This window comes from Parafrankia sp. BMG5.11, assembly GCF_004337455.1.
On record NZ_SJXI01000026.1, the window covers coordinates 1 to 24,942 of the forward strand.

A 24,942-nucleotide genomic window follows, 5' to 3' on the forward strand; every position below is an offset into this window, starting at 1 on the left:
CATTCGTGGCCAGCGCACTAGCTGGGGCGGCCTTCAGGACCGACGCCACTCGGGCGCGCAGCGGGGGACCCGCAGGCCCAACTCACCGAGTCACCGAGCAGAGTCACCGAGCAGGGCGGCGAGGCCAGGGCTTTCGGTCTTTCGGTGTCGAGGGCGCCGAGCAGCAGGCGCTCGTGCGGTTGGGGCGGCGGAGTCCCAGCGTGGACCGTCGCCCCGCCCGCCGCCGACCACCCGCCACGCCGCCACGCCGCTTCCCGCGCTAGGCCGCCGGTCCCGGGGTGGGGCAGCGGGGCCGGCGGTCGAGGCGGGCGCTCCCGGCCGCACAGTCGCCAACTCCGGGAGTGGCCAGGCAGCACCCAGCTCGCCCCCTGCCCTACCTCTAGCCGGGTAAACCCGGGGCGGGCAGCTTGCCGCCGGGCCGGGCTAAAGAGGTCGGGGCCGAGCTCGGCCGGGACCTGTTGTCCCCGCATTGTCCCCGCGGCGGCTGCACGACCTGCGGCACTCGTCGGCGTCGATCCAGCTTGCGGCCGGGGTCGACCTGGCCCTGGTCTCCAAGCGGCTCGGTCACTCGTCGTCGTCGATCACCGCGAACCTGTACGTCCATCTGCTGCGCTCGGCGGGGCAGCAGGCGGCGGAGACGGTGGCCGCGACGATCCCCCGTCCAGCGCGACGTCCGCACCATGTCCTCACCAGCGATGGTGAGAGCTCGGGGATTTCAGAGAGCGGAAAAGAAGTACCTGGTCAGAGGCCCGTCCGTGCTGGACGGGCCCGACCGCGGGGGGCGGAGGCTCGGGGATTTGAACCCCGGAGGGGGTATAAGCCCCCAACCGCATTAGCAGTGCGGCGCCATAGACCGGACTAGGCGAAGCCTCCTGAGTGTGCGTCCCAAGCATAGCGTCCCGCGCGGCGAACCAGACCCCGCCCCTCCCGGCGTTTGACGGGACATGTCGCTCGCCGGGCGCGAGCGGGGCGCGAGCCGGGCGACCGAGGCCGTCTGGCGGGCCAGCCCCGGTCGTCCCCGCGGGGGGTTAGCCGGGCTCCCCTGTGTCGAGCGCGGCCATGACGGCGGTCGCCACCTCGGCCCGCCGCGCGCTACCCAGAAGTCGCGGGATGGCGAGGCCGGTCACGGAGGCGGCGGACGCCGCGGCCACAGACTCGACAGACGCAGAGGTGGCCGACGTGGAGATGGTGGCCGAAGAGCTGGCCGTGCTGGCCGTGGAGGCAGCTGTGACCGGGGCCGACGAGTCCTCGACGTAGAAGGCGTCGACGACGTCCAGGCCGAGGGTCGCGACGATCGCGGTGCGGACGTCCAGACCGGCCTCGGCCAGCGCGCCGGTGATCCGGTGCAGCACCCCGGCACGGTCGGGGGCGCGCACCTCGATGACCGTCGTCGAGCCGGAGTCGTCGAAAATCACCTGAGGTGCCCCCGGCGTGTTCCACCGACGGGTGGTGGCGTAGTCCTGTTCCCGGCCGGCCAGGCGGGCGGTGACGTCGAGGGTGCCCGCCAGGGCCGCGCGCAGGTCGTCGCGCAGCCGCTTCGGGTCCGGGCGGTGCCCGTGCGCGGACGCGACGGCGGCCTGTAGCAGCGAGCGGCCGCCGGCGCCCCGCGCGGAGGCGCGGCGGACGTCCAGCCGGTTGAGCGCGAGGACGCCGGCGGTGGTCGCGAGCAGGCCCACCCGGTCGGCGGTGACGACCACGATCTCGAACATGCCCTCGTCGGGGAGCGGGTTGACCTGCACGGTGAGGTCGTCGGGCAGCGCGAGCAGGGCGGTCTGCCGTTCGGTGAGCGCGGGCGGGCACGGCGGTGCCTTGCCGTCGAGCACGGCGGTGGCCCGGTCGACGAGGTCGGTGACGAGCCGGGCTTTCCAGGCGTTCCACGCGGTCGGGCCGGTGGCCTTCGCGTCGGCTTCGGTAAGCCGGTGCAGCAGGGTGAGTACGCGCACGCTGCCAGCTGCGGCCGCCACCGACTCGATGGTGGCGACGTCGTCGATGTCCCGCCGGGTCGCCGCCTCGGTCAGCAGCAGGTGATGGCGGACCATCTCGACCAGCACCTCGGTGTCCTCGGGCGGCAGGCCCAGCCGGGGCGCCAACGTCTGGACGATGACGATGCCGGCGTCAGTGTGGTCTCCCGGGTACCCCTTGCCGATGTCGTGCAGCAACGCGCCGAGCAGCAGCAGGTCGGGCCGGTCGACGTCCCTGGTGTGGGCGGCGACGCGGGCGGCGGCCTCGATCAGGTGCCGGTCGACGGTGTAGCGGTGGTAGGGGTTGCGCTGCGGCTTGCTGCGCACGGCCGCCCACTCGGGGATCAGCCGCACGAGCAGCCCGACCTGGTCGAGGGACTCCAGCACCCGCACCGCGGCGTCCCCGGTCGCCAGCAGGCTGACCAGGTCGTCCCGGGCGGCCTCGGGCCACGGCTCGGGCATCGCCGGCGCCTCGCGGCCGAGCCGGTCGATGGCGTAGCGCCCGAACGGGACGCCGGCGCGTGCCGCGGCCGCGGCCGCCCGGAGCACCAGCCCGGGGTCGGTGGCGGGTTCGGCGTCGCGGGCCAGCTGGATCTCCCCGTCCTGTTCGACGACGCCCTCGTCGAGGGGCCGTCGGACCGGCCGGCGCAGCCGGGAACGGATCTTCGAGCGTTGCGCGGCGGCCACCCGGTACCAGGTCGTGTCCCACGTCCAGGAGATCGTGCGGCCGGCGTCCGAGATGGCCCGGGACAGCGTGACGGAGTCGGGGTAGCCCAGTGCCGCGGCCACCGCCGTGCCGTCCTGCAGGAGCAGGCGGTCCTGCGCGCGGCCGTGGCTGAGCCGGCGCACCTCGCCGCGGGCGTCGAGCAGCACCTGGTAGGCGGCCTGGACGCGCTCCGGCGGCGCCTCGGCGACCCAGGCCGCGGCGAGGGCGTGCAGCGCGTGGACGTCCCGCATGCCGCCCCGGGCCTCCTTGAGGTCGGGCTCGAGCAGGAAGGCGAGCTCGCCCATCCGGCGCGCGCGCTCCGCGACCGCCTCGGCGAGCTCGGGCAGGCGGCGCGGTGCGCGTTCCCGCCACCGGGTCCGGACCCGTTCCAGCAGCGTGCCCGCGAGGCCGCCGTCACCACGGATCACGCGGGCGTCGAGCAGGCCGAGCGCCGCCTTGAGGTCGGAGTCGGCGACGGAGACGGCTTCGTCCACGGTGCGGACGCTGTGGTCCAGGCCGACTCCGGCGTCCCACAGCGGGTACCAGATCGCGTCGGCGACGGCGGAGATGTCGCCTCGGCGGCCGTCGTGGACGAGCACAAGGTCCAGGTCGCTGCCGAAGGCGGGCTCACTTCGCCCGTAGCCACCGACCGCGAGCAGCGCGACTCCGGGCCCTGGTTCCCCGAACAGCTCCCCGAGGGCCGCGTCGGCGCGCTCGACCAGTGCCTCCCGCAACGCGGGCCCGGTCACACCGGGAAAAGCGTCCACCCGGCCCCGCAGGGCCTGGAGCCTGTCGTTCACCCGCCACCCCCGTCGTACTGGGTCCTATCCCCCGCACCCGCAGTCTGTCGCGGTTTCTCGCCCGATGTTCACGGTTCCACGGCAAGATGTTCGCCGCGGCGTCACAGTGCCGAAAAGAAAGGGGGCGCGCCGTAACAGGCGCGCCCCCGAATGTTCTTCCCGGGCTTACAGGGCGTCGGAGCCCCGCTCACCCGTCCGTACACGGACGACAGCGTCGACCGGGACAACCCACACTTTTCCGTCGCCGATCTTGCCGGTCTGCGCGGACGTCGTGATCGCGGTGACGAGCTCGTCGACGGCCTCGTCGTCCACCACCACCTCGATCTTGATCTTGGGGACGAAGTCGACCTTGTACTCGGCCCCGCGGTAGACCTCGGTGTGGCCCTTCTGCCGCCCGTAGCCCTGTACCTCGGAGATCGTCAGCCCGTGGACGCCGATGCCCTCGAGGGCGGTCTTGACGTCATCCACCTTGAACGGCTTGATGACTGCCGTCACGAGCTTCATGCCTTGGCCTCCTCAGGCACCTTGGTCGCGGTGACGGCGGAGGTGAACCCGCTGCCGCCGATGGACGTCAGCCGGTAGGCCGTCTCACCGTGCAGCGCCTCGTCGAGGCCGATCTCCTCGTCCTCGTCCGAGACCTTCAGCCCGATCGTGTACTTGAGCGCGAGGGCGATCAGGGTGGTCACGACCGCCGAGTAGCCCAGCGTCGCGCCGATGGCCAGCGCCTGCTCGCCCACGACGCTCCACGGACCGCCGTAGAACACACCGTCCTTGCCGATCTCGTTGGTGTCGAGGGTGGCGAAGAAGCCGGTCAGCAGCGCACCGAGGACACCCCCGACCAGGTGGACGGCGCCGACGTCGAGCGAGTCGTCGATGCCGACCTTGCCCTTGATGGACGTCGCCAGCGCGCAGATCGCACCCGCCAGCAGGCCGATGGCGATCGAGCCCATCGGCGAGACGAACCCACAGGCCGGGGTGATCGCGACCAGACCCGCGACGGCACCCGACGCGGCGCCGAGCGTGGTGGCCTTGCCGTCCCGCAGCCGCTCGATCGCGATCCAGCCGAGGATGGCCGTGGCCGCACCGATCTGCGTGTTGAGCAGCGCGATCGCGGCGACCTTGTTCGCGCCCAGCGCCGAGCCGGCGTTGAACCCGAACCAGCCCACCCACAGGATGCCGGTGCCCAGCAGCACGAACGGCACGTTGTGCGGGCGGAAGTCGCCGGTAGGCCAGCCGCGCCGCTTGCCGAGGAACAGCGCCAGCACGATCGCGGCGATACCGGCGTTCGCGTGGACGACGGTGCCGCCCGCGAAGTCGAGCGCGCCGCGCTTGAACAGCCAGCCGCTGCTCGCCCACACCCAGTGCGCGATGGGCGAGTAGACCAGGACCGACCACAGCGTGACGAAGATCGCGAAGGAGCTGAACTTCATCCGGTCCGCGGTGGAACCGGTGATCAGGGCGGGCGTGATGACCGCGAACATCATCTGGAAGGCGACGAAGGCGACGTATGGGATCGCCCCGTCACCCGCAGTGAGATCCTGGAGGGCGAAGAAGTCGAAACCGCCCCAGAATCCGTTACCCTCGCCGAAGGCGATACTGAAACCGACGACCGACCACACCAGTGTGATCATCCCCATGCAGAAGAAGTTCTGCATGAGCATGCCGAGCACATTCTTCGCGCGGACCATACCGCCGTAGAAGAAGGCCAGGCCGGGCGTCATGAAGAGCACAAGTGCGGCGCTGACGAGCACCCACGCGGTATCGCCCGAGCTCAATTCGTCCATGTCTCTCCTGTCATTCCCCCCGCGCGCACCGCGCGGACTGCGCTACCCCGGTCCCCGGCCACGCTGCGCTCGTCCCGGTCCTTCGGCCGAAGAGTCGATAAGATCTGTTCCGATCTAGTGTCTTTCCTGTTTCTGACATGTGAAATCGATTAATTGGGCGACCCATGCTCCTCGAGCTTGGACTCAGCGTGGATGTTACGGGACTCTCCGTGTCGTTCGGCGTGCTTCCGTGACTGTACAACTGCATACAGTTACGGTGCGGCGTCGTGACCAGTGTTCCGACGGAGGGCTGCCATAGCGCCGGTAGCCCGTCCCACGAGGCCTGCACTATCCCCCGATCGGGTGTATCTCCGCCCGTTTCGTCCCCGTACGGGGACCCGCCAGGTAACGCCAATGTAAGTACGCCAGCACTCGAAACAGACAAAGGTTCCCACCGGTCGGCAACGCGCCGGACCATTGACGGACGGGGCATGCGCCCGGTCCTCATCACCCTGCTCGGCGTTCTCGCCGCCGGGCCGTCGCTGACCGGCGCGGGCGGTGGCATCGGGGCGGGCATGGCCCGCGCGGAGCCGAACGCGCCCACCCGCGGCGGCGACACCCACAGCGACACCCCCGGCGGCTCCGGCGGAGGGCCACAGGTCGGCCACGCCGAGGACCTCGGAAGCATCGCCGCCCAGATCACCGCGACCCGGGCCCATCTCGACGACCTCAACCACAAGATGTCCGTGGCCGCCGAGCAGTACAACGCCGAACGCATCCGTCTCGCCGAGGCGGAGCGCGCCGCGGCCACGGCCGCCCAGCAGCTGCGAACGGCGGACGTCGCCGTCCGGCACGCTTCCGACCGGCACCGCGGCCTGGCGACGTCGGCCTACCGCTCCGGCGGGCTGGAACAGCTCTCCATCCTGCTCACCGGCGATCCCCGCACCGCGCTCGACCGCGCCGGCGCCGTCGACGCGCTGTCCCGGCGGCAGCGGGCCGCCGAATCCGACCTGCGGCTGGCCCGCCACGACCAGACCGAGGCGAAGCAGGCCGCCGACGAGACCCGCGCCGGCCGGCAACGGCTCGTCGACTCACTGGCCGAGCGCCGGCGCGGGCTGGAGGAGTCAGCCGGCGAGCAGGGCAGGCTGCTGGACGGCCTGATCGCCCGGCAGGCGGAGCTGGAACGCCAGGCCCGGGAACGCGAGGCCGCCGCGCTGCGGGCCCGCAAGGCCGCCGAGGCCGCGGCCGCCGCCGAGACGGCCCGCCAGGCCGCCCTGGAACGTGACCGGCTCACCCGGGAGGCCGGTCTCGTCACGACGGCCGGCAACGCCTTCGCCGCGGCACCCGCCCTGCCGGCCGCGCCACCCCCGACCGGCGGCAGCGGCGGCGCGGCCCGCGCCGTCCAGGAGGCGCGCGCCCAGCTCGGCAAGCCGTACGTCTGGGGTGCCGAGGGCCCGGACAGCTTCGACTGCTCCGGACTCACCCAGTGGGTCTGGGGAAAGGCCGGCGTCAGCATCCCGCACTACACAGGCGACCAGTGGACGGCTGGCCGGCGGGTCACCCGCGACGAGCTGATCCCCGGCGACCTGGTCTTCTTCGGTGCTGACCTCTACCACGTCGGCATCTACATCGGGAACGGCCAGATGATCCACGCGCCGCGTACCGGCGAGGTCGTACGGATCGAGAACGTGTGGTGGTCGACGTTCCAGGGCGGTGTCCGCCCGGGCGCCTGACGCGCCCGGACGCGGTGCCCGACGACGCTCCGGCCCCGTCCCCGCCCCCGGCCCGGCTTGTGCGTGACCCGTGTAGCTCCCCCCCAATCGATGGAGCGAGCTGTGCGGGTCGCGCACGAGGCGGGGTTGGCCGGTGGGCGGGTAGCTGCCCCGCCCACCGGGTGGCGCTCGGACAGACGAAGGGCCGGGCGTCTATGCCCGGCCCGACAGTCAGATCCGCATCCGTACAGATGCTTGCGTGCTGTGGCTCTGTACAGGTGCTGCGTGCCCTGTGCGCCGTGTGTGCTGTATGCCGTGTGTGCTGTCGTTTCCCGGATCAGTGATTGACGTAGACGAGCGCCGCTGTGCTGCGGTCGATCTCGGCCTCGCTGTCGCCGTCCGGCTTGGCGATGTACACCCTGTCGCCGCGCGCGTTCAGGTAGAGCTGTGCCCCGGGCACGATCGCGGCGTCCCGCAGGACGCGCATCGCCTCCTCGTCGGTCTGGAGGCGCTCCGAGATCCAGGCCACCGTCACCGACTTGGTCCCGGTGTTGCTTCGCTCAGCCGACGTGAGCAGGCTCACCGGTGCCACACCAGGCGGCTGCGCCGTCTCGAGCTGCGCCGGGATCTCGTTCCCGAACGGGCACCGCTTCGGGTCACCGAGCAGGACTGTCAGCCGGGCCTCGACCTCGTCCGAGATCACATGCTCCCAGCGGCAGGCCTCGTTGTGGACCAGCGCCCAGTCCAGGCCAATGACCTTGGTGAGGAGCAACTCGGCCAAGCGGTGCTTCCGCATGACCGCCGTCGCTCTGACCAGGCCCTTCTCCGTGAACTGCACGGTCCGGTCGTCGGCGAGCGCGACGAGGCCCTCGTTCGCGAGGCGCGCGGTCGACTCACTCGCGGCCGGCGCGCTCACGTGAAGGCGCTCGACCAGGCGCGCGCGCAGCGGGGTGATGCCCTCCTCCCGTAGTTCATACAGGGTCCGGAGGTACATCTCGGTACTGTCGATCAGTCCAGTCACCGGTCTCCTTCGTCCGCAACCAGAGTACGCCGCAACGCCTGGCAGGAGGAGCCGCATTCCTCTGCGTCCTGATGGCGGAGTGTGGTATGTCCGTGCCCGTTCCGTCACCGTGTCGCTGGCCAGACTGGCTCCTACTCAGAGTATCGATGCAAGTACAACTTGTCGCGGCTACCGCTCACTCGACGAACTGCGTGGCGCGAGCCCGCGGCGTTGCCCGCCTAGGCCAGGGTGAACGTCCGCACCAGCCGCGCCGCGGACGGCTCACGGCCGGCCCGCGGTCAGGGACACCAGTCCGGCGGCTCGGCTGCGGCGAGTACCTACACTCGAGAGTATGAGCACGACTCAGATCGCGCCGGAGACCTCTGACACCCGCTCGGACGAGGGGGATGATCTCTCTCACTACGCGCGCAGGGAGGAGATCGTCCGTGCCTCCATCGAAGGCGGCCGCGTGACGGCGCTGTGCGGGTACAAGTTCGAACCGGTGCGCGACCCCAAGCGTTTCCCGGTCTGCCCCCGCTGCAAGGAGCTCGTGGAGATGGCCGAGCAGCTCGGCTGAGCACCCGTGCCCCGTACCGGCCGTCGGGATCCACGCGCCGGCCGTCCGGGTTCGCGCGTGTGCGCGGGCCCGGGTGGAGTCGCCTTCCCACACCGGTGTCTGGATGCGTAGGCTTGCGAGGCGTTGAGTGATCCCGCCCGGTCGATCATGGAGCCATCGCCAGGCATCCGACCGGCCAGGTGCGGGATCGCCCCGCAGCGCCCCTGTAGCTCAGTGGATAGAGCGACCGCCTCCTAAGCGGTAGGTCGCAGGTTCGATTCCTGCCAGGGGCACTGGTCACCGCGACCATCGGTGTGATCTGGGCATTTGGCCAGATCGGGCATCGCGGCGACCAGCACCAATGCGAACCTCCATAGCGTGACCTTCCACATGCCGCGCGGGGCGGTCGACCCGACCGTGCTGTGCAGAGATGGAGCGCCGGTTCGACGCGGGCACCCGCGGCACGTACTCGACCGGCGCGTCGAACCTCCGTCAGGTCCCGATCGGCGTGGTCGTCCCACGCGCTGTCGAGGCGGCGGCCGACGCGGTGGCCGTGTGCCGCGAGCGGGAGGATCCGCCCCGACGAGATCCGCCACTGGCAGCTGACCGTCGCCGACGTCCAGGCCGCCCTGCACCGACAGGGCGGCCGGCCTACGCACGATCGGGCTGCTCATCTTCGAGCCCAGGGGCGGCTCAGCGTGATCGACACGGAGGGCCGAGCGGGCCTGACCAGGATGGTGTCGCGACGTGCACGGCACGTCGAGATCATCCACGGTGCGTCACCGTCCTCCGGGACCGGACAGCGCGTCAGCCAACAGACCGAACGCCAGGGGAGCCGTCGCCGTGGCCGCCGTTCTCAACAGGATATGGACGGCCTCCGCCCAGCCTCACAGCGGCGGCGACGTGATGTCGAGTCGCGCCGCGTCCAGGGGTGGGTGTTCGCCACGCCGAGTCCGGCCGCCCCACAGCCGCGGCCGACAGGGCCTTATGCCGGTCGTCGTCTGCGGCTATCCGCTACCAGGACTGGAAACTCGACAACTCCGCCGGGCAGGTCATCGACGCCGTCCGCCTGATCCGCGACGCCATCCGCGCACCCGTCGAGAAGCTCCTCGGCGAACTCCTGATCGCCGACGACTGATCACTCGTCCGACACCGCGCCGGCGACTCCCTGATGCTCGCAGTCGTTCGAGGCCCGCGGCCGGCTCGCCAGTGCGGCCGGGTCGAAGGTCAGCTTTCCGAACGCACGACCGCCCGCCCGGTCACCGACCGCGGGACGATCCGGATCCAGTACGGCCGCTCGACGACGTCCGCCCAGGGCTCCAGGCCCAGGCGCTCCAGTGCCGCGGTCTGGGCACCCTCGACGACGGCCCCGGCCGCACCGGTGACCAGGACGCTCCACCCCGCTCTGGTCTCCGGGTCGAACCAGTCGGCATGGAAGGAGACCGAGTCATGGTTCACCGCCGCCGACAGCTTGGAGCCGACGGCCGACCGGAAGACCACACTGTCGCCGTCCATCGCGTGGTTGACGGTCAGCAGGACGACCTCGCCGTCCGACACGAAGGCCACCCGGCCCACCGGCACCGTCCCCAGCAGCCGGATGCACACGTCGAACGGCAGCACGGCGAGGCCGGCGTGATCAAGTGCGAACTCCTCGGAGTCGATCAGGTCCTGCAGCGACAACGGGTCCACAGCTACTCCTCGACCTGACAGGCGGAAACCGATCCGCCGGCCACGCCGCCGGCGGCCACCCGCGTGCCCCGTCCTGTTCTTCGACGTCACACGCTGGCGCACAGACCGTACCGTCGCGGTGTCGGCCGCGGCCATACGGTCCTCCCCCGACAGCGTTGGCGTTGGTCTCATACGGGTCGCACACAGGGCGTCCTCGCGCGGCTGATCATGGCTCAGCGGCCCAGGCATGTCACGGGGCCTGTTGCACGTCGCTACAGCTGACGCGACCGCAGGCGCGGCCCGTCGCAGTCAGTGCCTCTCCCGGAGCGTGGCACGCGGTCACGACGCCGCGCCCGGTGGGCCTCAGCGCGCATGCAGCCCTGAAGGTGGAAGAGGGTCAGACCGCACGCCACTGGTCATAGCGTCCGTTGCCACGAGTTGGAAGGAGTCGGCAGAACCGTCCGGCGAACGGAACGTCCTCCGGACGAGACCGACGAGACCGAGGAGCGCCCGGGGCAGGCACGGCGTCCATTCGCAGCCATGGCCAGCGCAGGGCGTGTCCCGAGTGCGGCCCCCGTCGACTCGGGTACGAACGGAGTCCGACGCGGCGAGACACGCCCCGATCTTCACCGCCGGGTCCGCGTCACCCCTTCGAGGATCTTGGTGATGTCCTCGACGGCGTCGCAGAGGCCGGACGCGATATTCATGACGAGGTCGTAGGCCTCATCGTTGGTCAACGTCAGCCGGCGGCCGTTGAGGCCGTAGAAAGCAATCAGCCCAGCGAGAGCGAGCCTCTTGTTCCCGTCGATGAGGGCATGGTCGCGAGCCAGCGAATGCAGGAGCGCAGCGGCCTTACCGTCGAGCGTGGGATAGGCGTCACGCCCGAACACCGTCGCCCGTGGGCGAGCAAGAGCGGATTCGAGCAGCCCGTGATCCCTGACCACGGGCTCGGAGCCGATGGCCCGCTCAGCGATGTACAGCGGTTCACGAAGCGTCAGGTAGATCATTCGCCGAGCCGTCGGAGCGCCTCGGCGTACCCTAGGCGCCTGATCCCGGGGTTTCAGAGGTTCCACGGATTAGCCTGCTAACAAGCGTCTCCCCTGTTCACCGGCCAGATTCGCCGCTAACGGGGCGCTAACAGTTAGCGGGAGAGCCGCTAACTGTTAGCGCGGTTACGCAGGCCCGAGGCCGTACCTGCTGTCACGCTCAGCAACCACATTGGCCGCGTTAGTAGCATTCCGTCTGTCGTTCAACGGCGACGGCTCTGCCTGGGGAAGCTGGCGGACGGTGACGGGTGAGTGTAGGGATCGGATCTACCTGGCCACTCCGAGCTGGCGAATCGCGGTTGTTGGCCAGCGTCAGAACGCTGGATGTGGCCGAGGTTGGCCAGCGTCGTTCAGGACCTGCTGCCGCGCCGCTTCGGGAGAGGGGCGCGGCAGCAGGCCTGCGCCGGTGTCAGGTCAAGCCGGGGCGTCGGCGTCCTGCATCGAGGGCGCGAACTCCTCGGGGCCGTTCTGCGCCGCCGCCGGATCCATCCACATGACCTGCCAGCCGTGGCCGTCGAGGTCGAAGAAGCTGCGTGAGCACATGAAGCCATAGTCCTCCAGGCCATCCGCCTCGACGCCGCCCGCGGCCAGCGCGGCCTCAGCGACCGCGTCGACCTCCTCGCGGGACGACACGCTGAAGCAGTAGAGCGCCAGCGTGTGCGTGGCGGGATCGGCCATCGGCAGCTTCGCGAACTCCGCGAACTTCTTGTGGCTGAGCAGCATGACGCTGGCCTGTTCGCCGACCAGCATGCAGGCGGCGGTCTCGTCGGTGAAGTTCGGGTTGAAGCTGAACCCGAGCTTCGCGAAGAACGCCTTGCTGCGCTGGAGGTCCGCTACGGGGATGTTCACGAACAGCATGCGGCCGGGGTGCGCGGGAGTGGTCACGGCGGGTCTCCAGGTCGGTAGTGGGACGGGTACGTCCTGGTAGACCGGGCGGGCCGGCGGAACTCATCGGTAGAGCCCGGAGCGTCCGCGCGCCAGACCACCGGGCGGCCTCACCATCTCCGTCGCGCCCATGCACGAGACGTCAGGCGAGCCATCACCGGCTCGCCTGGCTGTTGCGCTCTGCGCGGATCTGCCGCCGGCAGACCGCCAAAGCCCGCCTGATACGAGCCACGCCACCCGAGGACTGGCCAACCATCGCGGCCATTGACCATCTACTGGCCAACCATCACAGCGAGTGGCCATCCGTCCCCGATCCCTACAGTGAGGCGGTGTCGGGGCCGCCGGTTCGCTGGTGCTTGCCGCAAGCGGCACAGGTGCTTGCGTAAGCACCCCTGTAAAGCGGGCAAAACCATCTCTGAGCTGCTGGTCTGCGTGTAAGCGCCTTGGTCGCCGGATCGGCGAAAACCGGCGAGAACCGACCTTACGGACGCGGCCGGAGCCGACCGGCTCGGTTGATCTAGAGGCGGCTCTCCTCCTGAGCCTCCCCGTGGGGCGGAAGTCGGGGACACCGGTCTCGACGTCGGCCCGCCCTGTCCGCCCAGTCAGAGGGGCTGAGAGCCGCGGAAAGTCAGCTTCGACGGGATCGGCCAACCGGACTCGTCAACCGGACCGACACACGAGATCCTTACCTTTCCGACGTCGGTCTTGACGATCCCGTCGCGGCCAGGCGCCACGCCGGGGATAGCTAGACCGCTGTAGGTGACCACCGCGTCGGCCGGTACGCCCGCGGGAGAGTTCGGCGCCTGGACGGCCGCGTCGATGCACGCCTGGCTCATTTCGATGAACCGCTGGCTGGTTGGGTACCCGGACCCATAGTTCGGGATTTTCCAGGCGTCCAGGCGGTCGAGGAGTTTTCCCGCGCCGTCGAAGGCGTAGAACGCGAGGGGCTGGTCTATTGCTGGGAAGTTGGCGCCTTCGACCTTGAACCGGGCGAGGAAGCCACCGTCATCGAGGATCGGGACGACGATACTCTCTCCGGTCGGGAACACGGCCAGCACCATTGCCACGTCCGGCGAGACCCGCCCAGCACCGAACCGGGCGTACAGCCAACCTGAGCCCTGGTAGTTGAACGACTTCAGCGGACCGTTGGGCGGGAGCAGATACTCGTTATAGTAGGGTGCTCCATTTCCTTCCGAGCCTTCGACGCGGTCGACGGCGGGACCGCCGTCCTTACCGGTGGGGATATCGCAGTAGGCCATTTCGGTCTCGGACACGATTATCGCGGCGTAGCCCTGTTTGTCATGGATCGCGCCGAGGACCCGGCCGGTATCACCTGGTATGTTCACGCTCTGAGCACAGGTGCGGATCAGCGTCGCCTTCTCGCTCTCGGTCAGCGGCACGGCGCGGGGAGTGTCCACCAGACGGATCTTGATCGGCGGCTGTCCGGCCGCTCCGGGCACCTCAGGGGGCACCGGCGGTTGCGCCGGCCTCGACGTCGGCGTCGAGGCCGATGTTGGTGTCGCCCCGGCGGGTCCCGCGGCGATCGCGTGGTCAGGCTGGCCCGTGCGCGTTACCGCGAGCAGGCTCACGGGGATCGCGACGCCGACGAGGACGACGGCGAGCGCGGTGGCGAGCCGGCCTCGGGTGCGGCGGCGGCGGGCGCCGGCGCGGATGGTGCTGGGAAAGGTCGGACCGAAGGCCGGCGTGGGCTCGTCGTGAGCGAGGGCGCGCAGCTGGGTCCGCAGGTGTGCGTCGTCGAGGGTCATAGCCGGTCTCCCTCGGGCCTGGTGGTAGCCAGCCGCGGTGCGCGCTGGCGGTGGTCGCGGTCCGTCAGGATGTCGGGTCCCGCGGCGACGGCCGGTGCGCTGATCGCGCGGAGGTGTTCGCTGGCGCGCAGCCGGGCCAGGCCGCGGGAGGCGTGGGAGCGCACCGAGCCGATGGAGCAGCCGAGGGCCGCGGCTACGTCGCCCTCGGGCAGGTCCTCGACATAGCGGAGGACGACGACGGCACGCTGGCGGGGTGACAGGAGGTGCAGTGCCCGGATGAGGCTCTCGCGTTGGGTGATCCGGTCGGCGAGGTCGACGCCCACCGCGGCGACGTCGTGTGACCAGGGCCCGTGGTCGTGCAACGGGACCTCGACGACCCGGGCGCGCAGCCGCCGCCACCGGCTCGTCGCACCGTTGACGATGACCCGTCGGAGATAGGCCTCGTGCCGCCCTTCGTCGATCTTGTCCCAGCGCAGGTAGGCCCGTTCGAACCCGCCCTGGACGAGGTCCTCCGCCGCGGCCCGGTCGCCGCCGGTCAGCAGGATCGCGCTCGAGAGCAGCCGGTTGGCCACTCTGGCCACGAATTCCTCGAAGACCCGTTCGTCATCCGCGTCCACTCCTCGCCTCCTCGCGATGTCACCGCTGCTGATGTGACGCGCGCGGGCCGGCCAGCTATGAGGCTGGATGGGGTTCTGTCCGGCGGCCGAGGACCGCGGCGGCCCTGTCGGCCGGGCCCGCCCCGGGGCGGCGTAGGCGGTGGAGTCCACATCGCGCGGTGGATGTCACGGGGGGATCGCGTGATGATGAGTGCGTCACGCCGGTGAGCTATCTGTCGGGGGCGGGTTGAGGCGGTCCTGTGGGGCGGCTGGTCCGATCCTGAGCGATCCGTGCCGGCCTCCACGGTGGTTCGAGGGTTACCACCCTGCACGTACTAACTTTTGGCCCGTCGTTCGACGGTGACCTGAGAGACCCTGCGGAAACGACTACGCGTCGGCGCTGCCACCGCCCGCCGACTGGTCGCACAGCTGCGCAGTGATGTCCATGTCGCGCTCGACGGCCAGGGCGAGTCGGCGACGTAGAACTCGATAACACCACGCCCTTCTGTGCCGGTCGGGGAGGCGTGCCCGCGGGCTTCCCCGTCATCCGGCCGGATGACGGGACGTCAGGGCTCGTGACTCGGGATTGCGCGAAGACCTCGCTATGGTCCTCGGATGCCGTTCGGAACCGGGCGGTGAGGCTGGTCACGGGTGTGGGTGTGCCTGGCCGTTGTCGGCGGTCTGTGGGCGTCTCTCGGCTGCCTCGAACGCGGGCCCGAGTGGCGCGAGCGCTGCTCGTAGCAGTTCAGGCAGCGAGCCGGACAGTAGGACGAGTCCCCCAGCTGCGGGGGAGGTCGCGGTGGTCAGCCAGCGTGTGAGCGCGATTCGCACTGCGGTGGCGACACTCGCTGCGAGTACGTGGGCGGTGAGCTGGTCGCTGTCGCCCAGGCGCTCGGCGATCACGGCGGTGAGGGGCTGCTCGATCTCGTTGACGGTGCCGAGGAAGGCATCGCGAAGCGTGGGGCGAGTCGTGATGAGCAGTAGTGCGCTGGGATCGTGGCTGCCCGGGTCGGTGTACTGCGCCACGATCGCCTCGATGATGGCGGTGGCGAGTGGGGTGCTAGCGGCCTGGGCAGCCACTGCCGCCGCGACCCGTGCTTCCCGTTCCGCGGTGACGGCGGCGACGATCGCCTGTTCGCGGCTGGAGAAGTAGTTGTTGTAGGTCCGTGGCGAGACCCCGGCGGCCTCGGCAATGTCGTCGACCCGCACGCCGTCGGGCCCACGCTCCAGGGCCAGCCGCAGGGCGGCCTCCCGTAGAGCCTTCCGGGTGGCTTCCTTCTTCCTCTCCCGTAGGCCAGGCGGTGGCGTCGTCACCAGGCCAGCATCCCACGGCCACATGCGTACGCGCAAATTTGCGTGCGCGCATCTTTCTGCTAGCGTCGGATCGTCTCCCTCGCCAGGAAGGACCAGACGCATGCGCGCCAAGGGCATCACGTACGACACCGGCTTCGTCCACAAGGGCGAGATCTCCCGCCAGCGCTTCCACTCCGACGTGGTCAGGCGGGAGCTGGCCATCATCCGAGACGACCTGCACTGCAATGCTGTCCAGATCACCGGCGGTGACCCGGAGCGGCTGGAACTGGCCGCGAGCCACGCCGCGGAACTCGGGCTGGAGGTCTGGTTCTCGCCCTACCCGCTGGAGCTGACGAGCGACGAGATCCTGACGCTGTTCGCCGACTGCGCCCACCGCGCGGAACGCCTCCGGCAGCAAGGAGCCGCGGTCGTGTTCGTCACCGGCGTGGAGTTGACCCTCATGAACCGGGGATTCACACCCGGCGACACCCTCGCGGAGCGACTCGACCTGCTGCTGGGCGAGCCCAACGGCCGACTCGAACGGCTCGCCGAGATAAGTGCCCGTCTCAACGACTTCCTCAACGACGCAGTCGCCGTGGTCCACCAGCACTTCAACGGGAAGGTCACCTACGCTGCCATACCGTTCGAGCGGGTCGACTGGACGCCCTTCGACATCATGTCGCTCGAACTCATCCGATCCGCCGAGGTCGCCGACCGGTACCGGGAAGGCGTACGCACCCTCGTCGCGCAGGGAAAGCCAGTCGCGATCACCGGATTCGGCACGGCCACCTGGCGCGGCGCCGGCGACAGAGCGCCCCGCAGCATGGAGATCGTCGAGTCCGACCCGGAAACCGGCGCCCCCCTCCGGCTGAACGGGACCTACGTCCGCGACGAGGCCGGCCAGGCCACCTATCTGGCCGAACTACTAGAGATCTTCGACACCGAGGGGGTCGACAGCGCCTTCGTCTTCCTCTTCGCGCTCGAGAGCCATCCGCACCGTCCCGATGGTGATCCCCGCGACGACCTCGACCTGGCCAGCCCTGGCATAGTCAAGATCCTCGAGGACCACCACGGAGACACCTATCCCGACATGGCCTGGGAACCCAAGGCCGCCTTCGCGACCATCGCCGAGCACTACGCCACCTGAGCACCCCGCCACAGCGTCCTCTCAGGTCCAGTTTCCGCATAGCGCTCGATGTCCACACAGGACAAGAACACGGCGACACGGCGATGCAATCGATTGCCGGCAGGGTACTGGCCGGGTGACGCCGGCGCCTCAGATCGATCGAGCCCGAGTTTCGCGAGCCGGGATTCGATCGCGCCCCGGCCACGCTGAGGAGCGTCGATCATTTCCTGCACCGTCCAGTGCGCCTCGTGTTCCTGCCGGAGTTGGTCATCCTCGCTGGGTGACCATGGCTCCCCGTGGCGAGGGTGGTCTCGCCGTTTCCGTTCCAGCACCCGTGCGTACGACGGCGTGGGAGACCAGTCGACCGCGACGAGGTCATCGACCGCATAGGTGGCCAGGACCTCGTCGCCGCAGCGCAGGTAGACGACACCGTCCATCGCCGACAGCCCATCCGCATCGGCGACCTTCTCGACTGTTTCGCCGCCGATACGGACCTCGACCCGTGCCCGCGGCGGCGCCGTGCGCTGCCGAGGACTGTCGAGCCGCTGCTCCAGCAGGGCCGACCAGACGTCCCCCGCCGGTGTGGCGGTCACCAGTCGCCAGCCAGCCTCGCCCAGCGAGTTCAGCGTCTCCGCGAGGCGATCAACGCCCACGGTCACCATTCGGTAGCGAAACTGGCTCATTGGGCAATCGTCGTACATCGGCGCGTACAGGTCTTCAAGATAGGGATCACAGTCCGAAGAACGGGACCCACCTCGCGGCATCACGACGTACCAGATCATTCCGGCCCGGATCGCAGGCGGACGAGGCTAACCCCGTCTCGCCACTACACACCGCGCAGTCGGGCACAGAGTGGCCCCTCATCCCTTCCGCGGATGGGGGGCCGTTCACGTGTCTGGCGTTCCTCCGACCAAAATAGTCACCCAGAACAACAATTTCCGTGGTGGTTAACGGCCTCAATGCCACAGGCAGGGGCCTGATCCGACGCCGTGACGGAATGCCGGCCTGACGGATTCACCGCCGACGACACGGACCCACCTGGCACGGGGCGGCTTCAGTCGTCGCGCCCGGCACCGCGATCGGGTGCGCTCATGTCCCCCGTCCCGGGCGTGCCCTCGGCGAGCCCGTAGCGCAGGTACACGGTGCCCTTCGGACCGGCTACCGGCGGTTCGAGGAGTGTGACGTTCGTGGGCACCGCGCCCCCGTCGAACACCTTCTTCCCGACGCCGAGCACGATCGGGTGCACCCAGAGGTCGAGACGGTCGAAGAGCTTCTCGCGCAGGAGGGTCTGCACCAGGTTCAGGCTCCCGACGACCTTCACGTGCTCGTGCCGGTCACGGATCTCGCGCACCGCGCCGGCCAGATCCGGGCCGAGCTGCGTGGACCCGGCCCACGAGAGGTCGGGCCTGCCGCGGGAGGCCACGTACTTCGGGACGCTGTTGAAGAGCGTGGCGATCTCGTTGTCCTCGCCGCCCTCCTGGTACGGCCAGTAGGCGGCGAAGATGTCATACGTCCGCCGGCCGAGCAGGAGGGCGTCCGTGCCCTCGTACGCGGCACCGACCTGCGCCCCGGCGACCTCGTCCAGCAGAGGCGCCTGCCAGCCGCCGAACGGGAACCCCACCGGGTCCTCCTCGGGGCCGCCGGGCGACTGCCCGACGAGGTCGAGGGTCGCGAACAGCTCGATGTGGATGAGGCCCATGCCTTACTCCCGATGAGTTGGTTGTCTCCGTCGGGAGGCAGACCTGTGGGCACCGGCAGACTCATCGCTGCGACGGCACCCAGCTTCGTACTCGTCGACCGCCTCGCCCGGCGCATCGGTCACCACCGGCGTCCTGCGGTCAGCGTCCTTGCGACGCCCGGCAGGTATGCCGTGCGCCTTGATCCAGGCCCGCGCGTCCGATTCCTCGAACAGCACATGCCGACCGATCTTGAAGCACGCGGCCCGGTGCCCTGCTTACGCCACCAGGCCGGGACGCCGCACCGGCACTCCCGCAGGCCCTGATCCGAATGTGGCCCATCCGGGGTTTCAGGGGCCGCCGGACAAGGCGTAGGAGACGAGGTGGGTGTCGTCCGGGTCAGCCACCCAGATGACGGTCGAGCACAGTGTCTCGCCAGCGACCACGGCCAAGTGCTCGGGACGGAACACGGTTGCGCCCCCGGTGTGCGGCCTACTGCCACGAGAATTCCGCCCTCCGGGTTGGCCCCCGCCCTCGTCACCGGACCGCTTCGGGTGACAGTGTCACACATTCCCTCCCGCCTGGCGGACAGTGACGGGTGAGGCGGTGTCGGGGCCGGTCTGCCGGCGCTTGCCGAAAGCGGCATAGGTACTTGCGTAAGCGCCCCCGTAAAACGGGCAATACCGGCCTTGCAGCCCCCTGTGCCGAGCGGCTGGCCGAGCCAGGGGATCAGATGGTTTCCGCGTGAGCGACCACCGAAGGTAGCAGGCGAAGTCATCACGTGATGAATGCCCACCGCGCCGGCCAAGGAGCCGATGTCCCGAGACACGCTATTCGCATGTCCTGAGCCAGGGCACTACCAGGGGCACCATACCCATGCTGACCTGCGACAGACCCGACTACCAACGATCCAGTGGATTGAGTACAGCGCTGCTGGACCCCGAACGAGGTGTGATGGTCGCACCGCCGCGATCACGGAAGGTCTGCCGGTAGGCAGTTGGTGAGACACCCGTCGCGGCTCGGAAGTGCTGACGCAGCGAGATCCCGGTCGCGAAGCCCGTGTGCCGGGCGACCTGGTCGATCGGCAGGTCGCTGCTCTCGAGCAGATACCTGGCCCGCTCGACCCGTTGCCCGGTCAGCCACTGCCCGGGTGGGAGGCCCACCTCGTCCCGGAACCTGCGGCTGAATGTCCGCACACTCATGCGCGCGTGGGCGGCGAGCTCGGAGAGGCTGGTCGGCTCGCCCAGGCGACGGAGCATCCACTCCCGGGTGCTGGCCGTGCTCGTCCCGGAGGGCGGCGGTACAGGGCGCTCGATGTACTGCGCCTGGCCGCCGTCGCGCCAGGGCGGCACGACACAGCGGCGGGCCGCGCGGTTCGCGACCTCGCTGCCATGATCGCGGCGGACGAGGTGCAGGCACAGATCAATACCGGACGCGGCGCCCGCCGAGGTCAGCACGTCCCCGTCATCGACGAACAGGACGTCGGGGTCGACCGTCACCCGGGGGAACATCCGGGCCAGGCGCTCGGCCTCGAACCAGTGGGTGGTGGCCCGGCGTCCGTCAAGCAGCCCGGTGGCTGCGAGCAGGAACGACGCCGTGCAGATCGAGACGACCCGGGTGCCCGCCGCGACCCTGGCGAGGGCCGAGGCCACCAGGGCGACTGACCGGGGGTCGACCAACCTGCTCCGTTCGTCCGGCTCGTCCGATCCGGGCCAGCGGGACGGGCCGGACGGGCCGGCCTCCTGCGGATGGACCGGCGCGAGAACCACGGTGTTCGCCGTCCCCAGCATGTCGGCCGTGTGATCGACGGCGACGGTGAACCCGGCGGCCGTGCGTACGGGCTCGCCATCGACGGTGCAGACGACGACGTCGTAGAGCGGATCGCCGGCCGGCCCGACCGCCGCCCCGAAGACACGGGCGGGTATGCCCAGCTCGAACGGGATGACGCCGTCAAGCGCGAGGACGGCGACGCGATGCATGGCCAGATCCTATCGAACAGTGACTATCAAGCCACTCCTGTCCACGCCCCGGCCGGGGCATCCTGACCTCACGACGCGGAGCGCACCAGGAACTGATCTGGGTCTGAGGAACGATGAGGGGACGAGATCGATGAGGGCGATCGTGTACGAACGCACCGGTGATTCGGAGGTGCTCCGGCTGGTGGAGCGTCCCCGTACGGATCCCGGGCCGGGCCAGGTCCGAGTACGGGTCGCGGTGTCGGGAGTGAACCCGACGGACTGGAAGGCCCGCAGTGGCGCGCACGGACCGGTCCCACCGGGCGGGCTGGTCCCGAACCAGGACGGCGCCGGTGTCGTGGACGCCGTCGGTGCCGGAGTCGATCCCGCCCGGGTCGGGGAACGGGTGTGGATCTGGGAGGCGGCCTGGCGACGGCCCGACGGCACCGCGCAGGAGGAGATCGTGCTGCCCGCCCGCCAGGCGGTACCGCTGCCACCCGGTGCATCCTTCGATCTCGGAGCCAGCCTGGGCATCCCGGCGATGACCGCGCACCGGACCCTCACCGTCCATCCGGAGGGCCCGGCCGCGCTCGGACCGTCGGCGCTGGCCGGCCGGACCGTGCTTGTCGCGGGTGGCGCGGGCGCGGTCGGACACGCGGCGATCGAGCTTGCGCGCTGGTCCGGCGCGAACGTCGTGACCACCGTCAGCTCACCCGGGAAAGCGGCGCTGGCCGCCGCCGCAGGCGCCCACCATGTGGTCAACTACCGCGAACCCGACGCCGCGGAGGCGATCGGCAAGGCTGCGCCGGACGGCGTCCACATCGTCGTCGAGGTGAACCCAGGCGCGAACGCCGAGCTCAACCAGCAGGTCCTGGCTACCAACGGAGTAGTGGTGATCTACGCCGACGGCGGCGGGACGCATCTGCCCATCCCGATTTTGCCGTCCATGATGTCGAACACCCGGCTGCAGTTCATCCTCGTCTACACCATGCCGGACACGGCCAAACTCCAAGCTGTCAAGGACATAACAGCAGCGGCAGCAGTCGGCGCGCTGCGCGTCGGCACGGACGCCGGTCTCCCGCTACACCGGTTCCGGCTGGAACAGACCGCCGCAGCGCATGACGCAGTCGAGGCAGGCACCGTCGGAAAGGTCCTCGTCGACGTCACCCATGCCCAGGAAGATCCCGAACAAGTTCACCTTCCGGACGAGGAATAGTTTCTTCTTTTCCGACCGGTTATTCGAGATCAAAAGAGGACGACCACGACGGTCCGTGCTCTCATTCGGCCCGTTCCTGGGCCCGGTAGTCCTGGACGGAACGATCGACGTACGCCAGCAGCTCCGGAGTCAGCCGGTGCAGCGCCCGTCGGTCGTACCAGCGGACGATAAGGGTGCCCACGGCGAGCCAGCAGAGCAGGCCGATCGCGGCCGCCACGACGCCACGGGTCAGACCCGCGTCAGCCTGGGCGCCGAAGTACAGGATCGCCCGGTCGCCGGCGAGGATCTGCCGCAGCGGCTCAGCCTCGCTGAGCAGCCGGAAGAAGCCGGGTAGTGCCTCCACGGGGACGGTCCCGCCGGCCGAGGCCAGGCCGGCGTAGACGAACAGCAGGATGGCGACCAGCTGCCCGGGGGTGCCGAGCACCGCGAAGAGCACAATCGTCCCGGCGGCGACGCTCGCCGCGCACAGCCACGCGTACAGCCACAGCAGCAGCGGATGCGGCGCGTCCATGCCCACCACGCCGGCCGCGACCGCGAGCATCAGGCCGGTCACCACCGCGGTCAGCACCGCCGCCATCGCCCATTTGATCAGCAGGGTCCGCCACCGGCTGATCGCCTTGGGCTGGAGCTGGGTCCATCGGGGGCCGACCTCGGAGGTCCCGTAGCCGAGTGCCGCGTCCACCGTGGAATGCAGGATGGTCCCGGCCAGGAACCCGCACATGAGGGTCAGCAGGGCCAGGTAGAAGGCGCTGAGGCCGAGCGCGCTGCTCGCGGGCGGGGGATGGAACTGGCTGGTCGTGACTGTCACCGGGTTCGCCAGGAACGCCTTCGTCGCGGCGCCGTGGGGCCCCGCGCCGGCCACCGCCGTGAGCTGGCCGCTGACCGTCCGCGAGGCGGCGGCGACAGCGGGCTGCAGGATGCCGGTGGCCAGGCTCACCCCCAGCGTGCCGGCCCGCGGGTTGGTCAGCAGCTGGATCGCCCCGGCACCCGCTGTCCCGGCCGACGACGGACCGGCTGCCGACGAGCCGGCTGGCGGCAGACCGGCCTGTGCCAGGAGCGAGGCGGTGAAGTCGGGCGGGATCACGACGGTCGCGTACGCGCGCCCGCGGTTCATGGCTCGTTCGGCCTCGGACCGGGTCACCGGCTCCAGCCGCAGCCGGCGGGACACCGCGGGGCTCGCCCTCAGGCCGGTCTCGATCCGCCTGCCGATGTCGAGGTGTTCTGTTCCCAGCGTGGCCCCTCGGTCGCTGTTCACCACCTCGACCGGCAGGTCGCGCACATGAGCCAGCGGGTTCACCGCCGACGCGAGGTACAGCGCGGTCATCGACGCGACGACGACCGAGGCCAGGACCAGCGGCAGCACCCACACCGCGCGTTGGCGCAGCAGGTCGCGCACGCGAACCGGAAAGTCGTCCCGCGGTGTCCCGTTCTCCGGACCCAACAGACTGTCTCGTCTCACTCAGGCCCCGTGGGCACACGGTTCACGGGCCGGCCAGAAGGCCGCCGGCCCGCCACGGGACACGCGGACATCGCGTCAAGCGCTCTCGGGGAGGATCGGGCCCGGAGGGAGGCTTCCGGGGCGTGACTCGTCGTCAGGTCAGGCGGTCACCGACTTGACGGCCGTCCTGATCAGGTCCGCCACCACGGTCGGCTGGGAGAACATCACCAGGTGCGACGAGTCCACCTCGACCGTGTCGACGCCCGCGCGCTGGTAGCCGAAGCGCTCGACCTCAGGATTGATGGCGTGATCCGACGTGGCGACGATGCCCCAGGCCGGCCTGGTCCGCCACGCCGCGGCGGGTGCCTTCTCACCGAACGCCGCCGCGGACAACGGCCGCTGCGACACGGCGAGCACCGCGGTGACGGCCGGGTCGACATCGTGGGCGAAGACCGCCCGAAACTTCTGGACGTCGACCGAGAGATCGACACCGCCCGGGAACGGTGTGGCGACCAGCGCCGCGCCCAGGTCGGAGTCGGGGAACCGCCCCTGGAGCTCGCCCAGGGCCTCGCCCTCCTCGAGGACGAAGCCGGCGAGGTAGACCAATGCCTTCACGTTCTCGGCGACACCGGCCACGGTGGCCACCGCGCAGCCGTACGAGTGGCCGACGAGGACGACGGGACCGTCGATCGCCGCGAGGACCGACCCGAGGTACTCGGCGTCGCCGACGAGCGAGCGGTTCGGGATCGCCGGTGCCACCACCGCGAGGCCGTCGGCGAGCAGCTCGGGAACCACCCTGGCGAAGCTGGACGCGTCGGCGAAGGCGCCGTGGACGAGGACGACAGTGGGCTGCGACATGCTTTTCCATCTCCCCTGGTCGAAGTTGTGCGGCCCGAGTACACCAGGGTGTACTTGACGATTTGTGTAGCGTCTCCGTACCGGGCGACCGTGCCCGTCGACCCCACGCCACGCGCCTTGCCTCCGCCGTTCTCCTGGCCGTGGTCGTGTTTCCTCTCCCCGGCTTCGCCCCGTCGGCGAAGGACTCCCGACGGCCGTGGCGCGTCGGCCGGTCCGGAGTCCTGTGGGCCGGCCGCGAGTGGCACGGACAGTGACGGGAAAGGCGGTGTCAGGACCGGTCCGCTGGTGCTTGCTGCAAGCGGCATGGGTGCTTGTGTAAGCACCTGTGCGCGCCCCTGGCCGAGCTGGAGCGGCTGCTCGACACCATCGGCGCGACGCACCGGCGGGCGAGCCGGCCGGGCCCCTCTCGGGGGCGGTCCGCGAGGGGCGGGACGTCGACGACCACGCCGGCGGGAACGCTTCCGGCGCGGTCGTCGACCTGTCAGATCGGCTCGAAACCCAGCCAAAAGCTGTAAAGGCTGGTGCCGTCGGCCGCGTCGTCGATCCGGAACCCGATCAGGTCGCTGTTGTGCGTCCAGTAGATGGCGTACCTGTCCTGTTCGTGGACGCAGATGAGGTCACCCTGGATGACATTGTTGAACACCCAGGTGGACGCCAAGTCGTCCCCGTTGGCGCACCTGCCGGCGCGGGAGAGCCCCGCTCCGCGCGCTTGGGCGTCGCGCGACCTCGCGGCCTGGTCCGGGAAGGCGAACGCCTGGACCGAATGCTCGTTGCCGGCGCTGCATACCACCGCAGCCGTCACGTCGTCGCCCTCGCCGTCCGGGTATCCCGCGCAGTCCGAGAGCGCGTTGGGGCGGAGCTTGTCGACGGGCGCCTGCTGCGCCGCGGTGAGGCCACCCACCTGGGTGGGCTCCGCCGCGC

General features: G+C 70.2%; 20 protein-coding genes, 2 tRNA genes and 2 pseudogenes. 7 read left to right on the forward strand and 17 right to left on the reverse strand.

Annotated elements, in window-relative coordinates; translation table 11 throughout:
• Window positions 1-469: 469 nt before the first annotated feature.
• Window positions 470-550: pseudogene (locus E0504_RS52130) on the forward strand (recombinase); the annotation flags it as partial.
• A 232-nt stretch (window positions 551-782) separates the two neighbouring features.
• Here the strand turns inward: E0504_RS52130 and E0504_RS17750 are convergent.
• The 4 genes from E0504_RS17750 to E0504_RS17765 form a co-directional block, all read right to left on the reverse strand.
• Window positions 783-873: transfer RNA gene (locus E0504_RS17750), tRNA-Ser, on the reverse strand.
• A 155-nt stretch (window positions 874-1,028) separates the two neighbouring features.
• Window positions 1,029-3,467, reverse strand: a complete 2,439-nt coding sequence (locus tag E0504_RS17755) for a [protein-PII] uridylyltransferase (RefSeq protein WP_112106905.1) — start codon at window positions 3,465-3,467, stop codon at window positions 1,029-1,031.
• 165 nt (window positions 3,468-3,632) lie between these two features.
• A complete protein-coding gene (locus tag E0504_RS17760) occupies window positions 3,633-3,971 on the reverse strand; it encodes a P-II family nitrogen regulator (protein ID WP_020463624.1) in 339 nt (112 codons plus the stop codon).
• A complete protein-coding gene (locus E0504_RS17765; protein WP_112106904.1) occupies window positions 3,968-5,251 on the reverse strand; it encodes an ammonium transporter in 1,284 nt (427 codons plus the stop codon). The genes E0504_RS17760 and E0504_RS17765 overlap by 4 nt, the downstream gene beginning before the upstream one ends.
• Window positions 5,252-5,721: 470 nt before the next feature.
• Here E0504_RS17765 and E0504_RS17770 point away from each other — a divergent pair, with 470 nt between their 5' ends.
• Window positions 5,722-6,963: an NlpC/P60 family protein gene (locus tag E0504_RS17770; protein ID WP_131625120.1), complete on the forward strand. Its 1,242-nt coding sequence runs from the start codon at window positions 5,722-5,724 to the stop codon at window positions 6,961-6,963.
• A gap of 316 nt (window positions 6,964-7,279) precedes the next feature.
• Here E0504_RS17770 and E0504_RS17775 read toward each other — a convergent pair whose 3' ends face one another.
• A complete protein-coding gene (locus tag E0504_RS17775; protein ID WP_041254947.1) occupies window positions 7,280-7,963 on the reverse strand; it encodes a metal-dependent transcriptional regulator in 684 nt (227 codons plus the stop codon).
• 331 nt (window positions 7,964-8,294) lie between these two features.
• On the opposite strand from E0504_RS17775, the gene E0504_RS17780 reads away from it, so the two are divergent.
• From E0504_RS17780 to E0504_RS17790, 3 genes and pseudogenes are all read left to right on the forward strand, one after another.
• Window positions 8,295-8,519, forward strand: a complete 225-nt coding sequence (locus E0504_RS17780) for a DUF3039 domain-containing protein (protein WP_020463628.1) — start codon at window positions 8,295-8,297, stop codon at window positions 8,517-8,519.
• Between the two features lie 199 nt (window positions 8,520-8,718).
• Window positions 8,719-8,791, forward strand: a tRNA-Arg gene (locus tag E0504_RS17785).
• A 719-nt stretch (window positions 8,792-9,510) separates the two neighbouring features.
• A pseudogene (locus E0504_RS17790) lies at window positions 9,511-9,636 on the forward strand (heat-shock protein HtpX); the annotation flags it as partial.
• A gap of 89 nt (window positions 9,637-9,725) precedes the next feature.
• On the opposite strand, the gene E0504_RS17795 reads toward E0504_RS17790, so the two are convergent.
• From E0504_RS17795 to E0504_RS17820, 6 genes are all read right to left on the reverse strand, one after another.
• Complete coding sequence (locus E0504_RS17795; protein ID WP_071066566.1) at window positions 9,726-10,187, reverse strand: pyridoxamine 5'-phosphate oxidase family protein; 462 nt, start codon at window positions 10,185-10,187, stop codon at window positions 9,726-9,728.
• A gap of 605 nt (window positions 10,188-10,792) precedes the next feature.
• Window positions 10,793-11,173, reverse strand: a complete 381-nt coding sequence (locus E0504_RS17800; protein ID WP_112108563.1) for a type II toxin-antitoxin system death-on-curing family toxin — start codon at window positions 11,171-11,173, stop codon at window positions 10,793-10,795.
• Between the two features lie 453 nt (window positions 11,174-11,626).
• The gene (locus tag E0504_RS17805; protein ID WP_112108720.1) at window positions 11,627-12,070 is read right to left on the reverse strand and encodes a VOC family protein; all 444 of its coding nucleotides are present in this window, start codon (window positions 12,068-12,070) and stop codon (window positions 11,627-11,629) included.
• Window positions 12,071-12,699: 629 nt separating this feature from the next.
• A complete protein-coding gene (locus tag E0504_RS17810) occupies window positions 12,700-13,863 on the reverse strand; it encodes a hypothetical protein (protein WP_131625121.1) in 1,164 nt (387 codons plus the stop codon).
• On the reverse strand, window positions 13,860-14,480 hold the full coding sequence (locus E0504_RS17815) for a SigE family RNA polymerase sigma factor (RefSeq protein WP_131625122.1): 621 nt from the start codon (window positions 14,478-14,480) through the stop codon (window positions 13,860-13,862). Before E0504_RS17815 ends, E0504_RS17810 begins: the two co-directional genes overlap by 4 nt.
• Window positions 14,481-15,104: 624 nt before the next feature.
• A complete protein-coding gene (locus E0504_RS17820; RefSeq protein WP_165938537.1) occupies window positions 15,105-15,773 on the reverse strand; it encodes a TetR/AcrR family transcriptional regulator in 669 nt (222 codons plus the stop codon).
• Window positions 15,774-15,873: 100 nt separating this feature from the next.
• On the opposite strand from E0504_RS17820, the gene E0504_RS17825 reads away from it, so the two are divergent.
• The gene (locus E0504_RS17825; RefSeq protein ID WP_112108692.1) at window positions 15,874-16,899 is read left to right on the forward strand and encodes a hypothetical protein; all 1,026 of its coding nucleotides are present in this window, start codon (window positions 15,874-15,876) and stop codon (window positions 16,897-16,899) included.
• On the opposite strand, the gene E0504_RS17830 is transcribed toward E0504_RS17825, so the two are convergent.
• The 3 genes from E0504_RS17830 to E0504_RS17840 form a co-directional block, all read right to left on the reverse strand.
• Window positions 16,887-17,561 carry a hypothetical protein gene (locus tag E0504_RS17830; RefSeq protein WP_131625123.1) on the reverse strand — a complete coding sequence of 225 codons (675 nt, stop codon included), beginning with the start codon at window positions 17,559-17,561 and terminating at the stop codon, window positions 16,887-16,889. The two genes, E0504_RS17825 and E0504_RS17830, sit on opposite strands and share 13 nt — an antisense overlap.
• Window positions 17,562-17,932: 371 nt before the next feature.
• Complete coding sequence (locus E0504_RS17835) at window positions 17,933-18,577, reverse strand: dihydrofolate reductase family protein (protein WP_112108694.1); 645 nt, start codon at window positions 18,575-18,577, stop codon at window positions 17,933-17,935.
• A gap of 876 nt (window positions 18,578-19,453) precedes the next feature.
• Entirely contained in the window at window positions 19,454-20,533 is a 1,080-nt protein-coding gene (locus tag E0504_RS17840; RefSeq protein WP_243657543.1) for a GlxA family transcriptional regulator, read from the reverse strand.
• Window positions 20,534-20,663: 130 nt separating this feature from the next.
• Here E0504_RS17840 and E0504_RS17845 point away from each other — a divergent pair, with 130 nt between their 5' ends.
• Window positions 20,664-21,725 carry an NADPH:quinone reductase gene (locus E0504_RS17845; protein WP_112108695.1) on the forward strand — a complete coding sequence of 354 codons (1,062 nt, stop codon included), beginning with the start codon at window positions 20,664-20,666 and terminating at the stop codon, window positions 21,723-21,725.
• A gap of 61 nt (window positions 21,726-21,786) precedes the next feature.
• Here E0504_RS17845 and E0504_RS17850 read toward each other — a convergent pair whose 3' ends face one another.
• From E0504_RS17850 to E0504_RS17860, 3 genes are all read right to left on the reverse strand, one after another.
• The gene (locus tag E0504_RS17850) at window positions 21,787-23,184 is read right to left on the reverse strand and encodes a YhgE/Pip domain-containing protein (RefSeq protein ID WP_243657544.1); all 1,398 of its coding nucleotides are present in this window, start codon (window positions 23,182-23,184) and stop codon (window positions 21,787-21,789) included.
• A gap of 138 nt (window positions 23,185-23,322) precedes the next feature.
• A complete protein-coding gene (locus E0504_RS17855; protein ID WP_112108697.1) occupies window positions 23,323-24,021 on the reverse strand; it encodes an alpha/beta fold hydrolase in 699 nt (232 codons plus the stop codon).
• Window positions 24,022-24,502: 481 nt separating this feature from the next.
• Window positions 24,503-24,922, reverse strand: coding sequence for a hypothetical protein (locus E0504_RS17860; RefSeq protein WP_112108698.1), 420 nt, complete (start codon window positions 24,920-24,922; stop codon window positions 24,503-24,505).
• Window positions 24,923-24,942: the final 20 nt, after the last annotated feature.

Excerpts from the sequence above, each read along its gene's own strand:
- E0504_RS17760 (WP_020463624.1), bottom strand. The coding sequence starts at position 3,971 with ATGAAGCTCGTGACGGCAGTCATCAAGCCGTTCAAGGTGGATGACGTC.
- E0504_RS17765 (WP_112106904.1), bottom strand. The coding sequence starts at position 5,251 with ATGGACGAATTGAGCTCGGGCGATACCGCGTGGGTGCTCGTCAGCGCC.
- E0504_RS17770 (WP_131625120.1), top strand. The coding sequence starts at position 5,722 with ATGCGCCCGGTCCTCATCACCCTGCTCGGCGTTCTCGCCGCCGGGCCG.
- E0504_RS17780 (WP_020463628.1), top strand. The coding sequence starts at position 8,295 with ATGAGCACGACTCAGATCGCGCCGGAGACCTCTGACACCCGCTCGGAC.
- E0504_RS17800 (WP_112108563.1), bottom strand. The coding sequence starts at position 11,173 with ATGATCTACCTGACGCTTCGTGAACCGCTGTACATCGCTGAGCGGGCC.
- E0504_RS17805 (WP_112108720.1), bottom strand. The coding sequence starts at position 12,070 with ATGCTGTTCGTGAACATCCCCGTAGCGGACCTCCAGCGCAGCAAGGCG.
- E0504_RS17810 (WP_131625121.1), bottom strand. The coding sequence starts at position 13,863 with ATGACCCTCGACGACGCACACCTGCGGACCCAGCTGCGCGCCCTCGCT.
- E0504_RS17825 (WP_112108692.1), top strand. The coding sequence starts at position 15,874 with ATGCGCGCCAAGGGCATCACGTACGACACCGGCTTCGTCCACAAGGGC.
- E0504_RS17830 (WP_131625123.1), bottom strand. The coding sequence starts at position 17,561 with ATGAGCCAGTTTCGCTACCGAATGGTGACCGTGGGCGTTGATCGCCTC.
- E0504_RS17835 (WP_112108694.1), bottom strand. The coding sequence starts at position 18,577 with ATGGGCCTCATCCACATCGAGCTGTTCGCGACCCTCGACCTCGTCGGG.
- E0504_RS17840 (WP_243657543.1), bottom strand. The coding sequence starts at position 20,533 with ATGCATCGCGTCGCCGTCCTCGCGCTTGACGGCGTCATCCCGTTCGAG.
- E0504_RS17845 (WP_112108695.1), top strand. The coding sequence starts at position 20,664 with ATGAGGGCGATCGTGTACGAACGCACCGGTGATTCGGAGGTGCTCCGG.
- E0504_RS17855 (WP_112108697.1), bottom strand. The coding sequence starts at position 24,021 with ATGTCGCAGCCCACTGTCGTCCTCGTCCACGGCGCCTTCGCCGACGCG.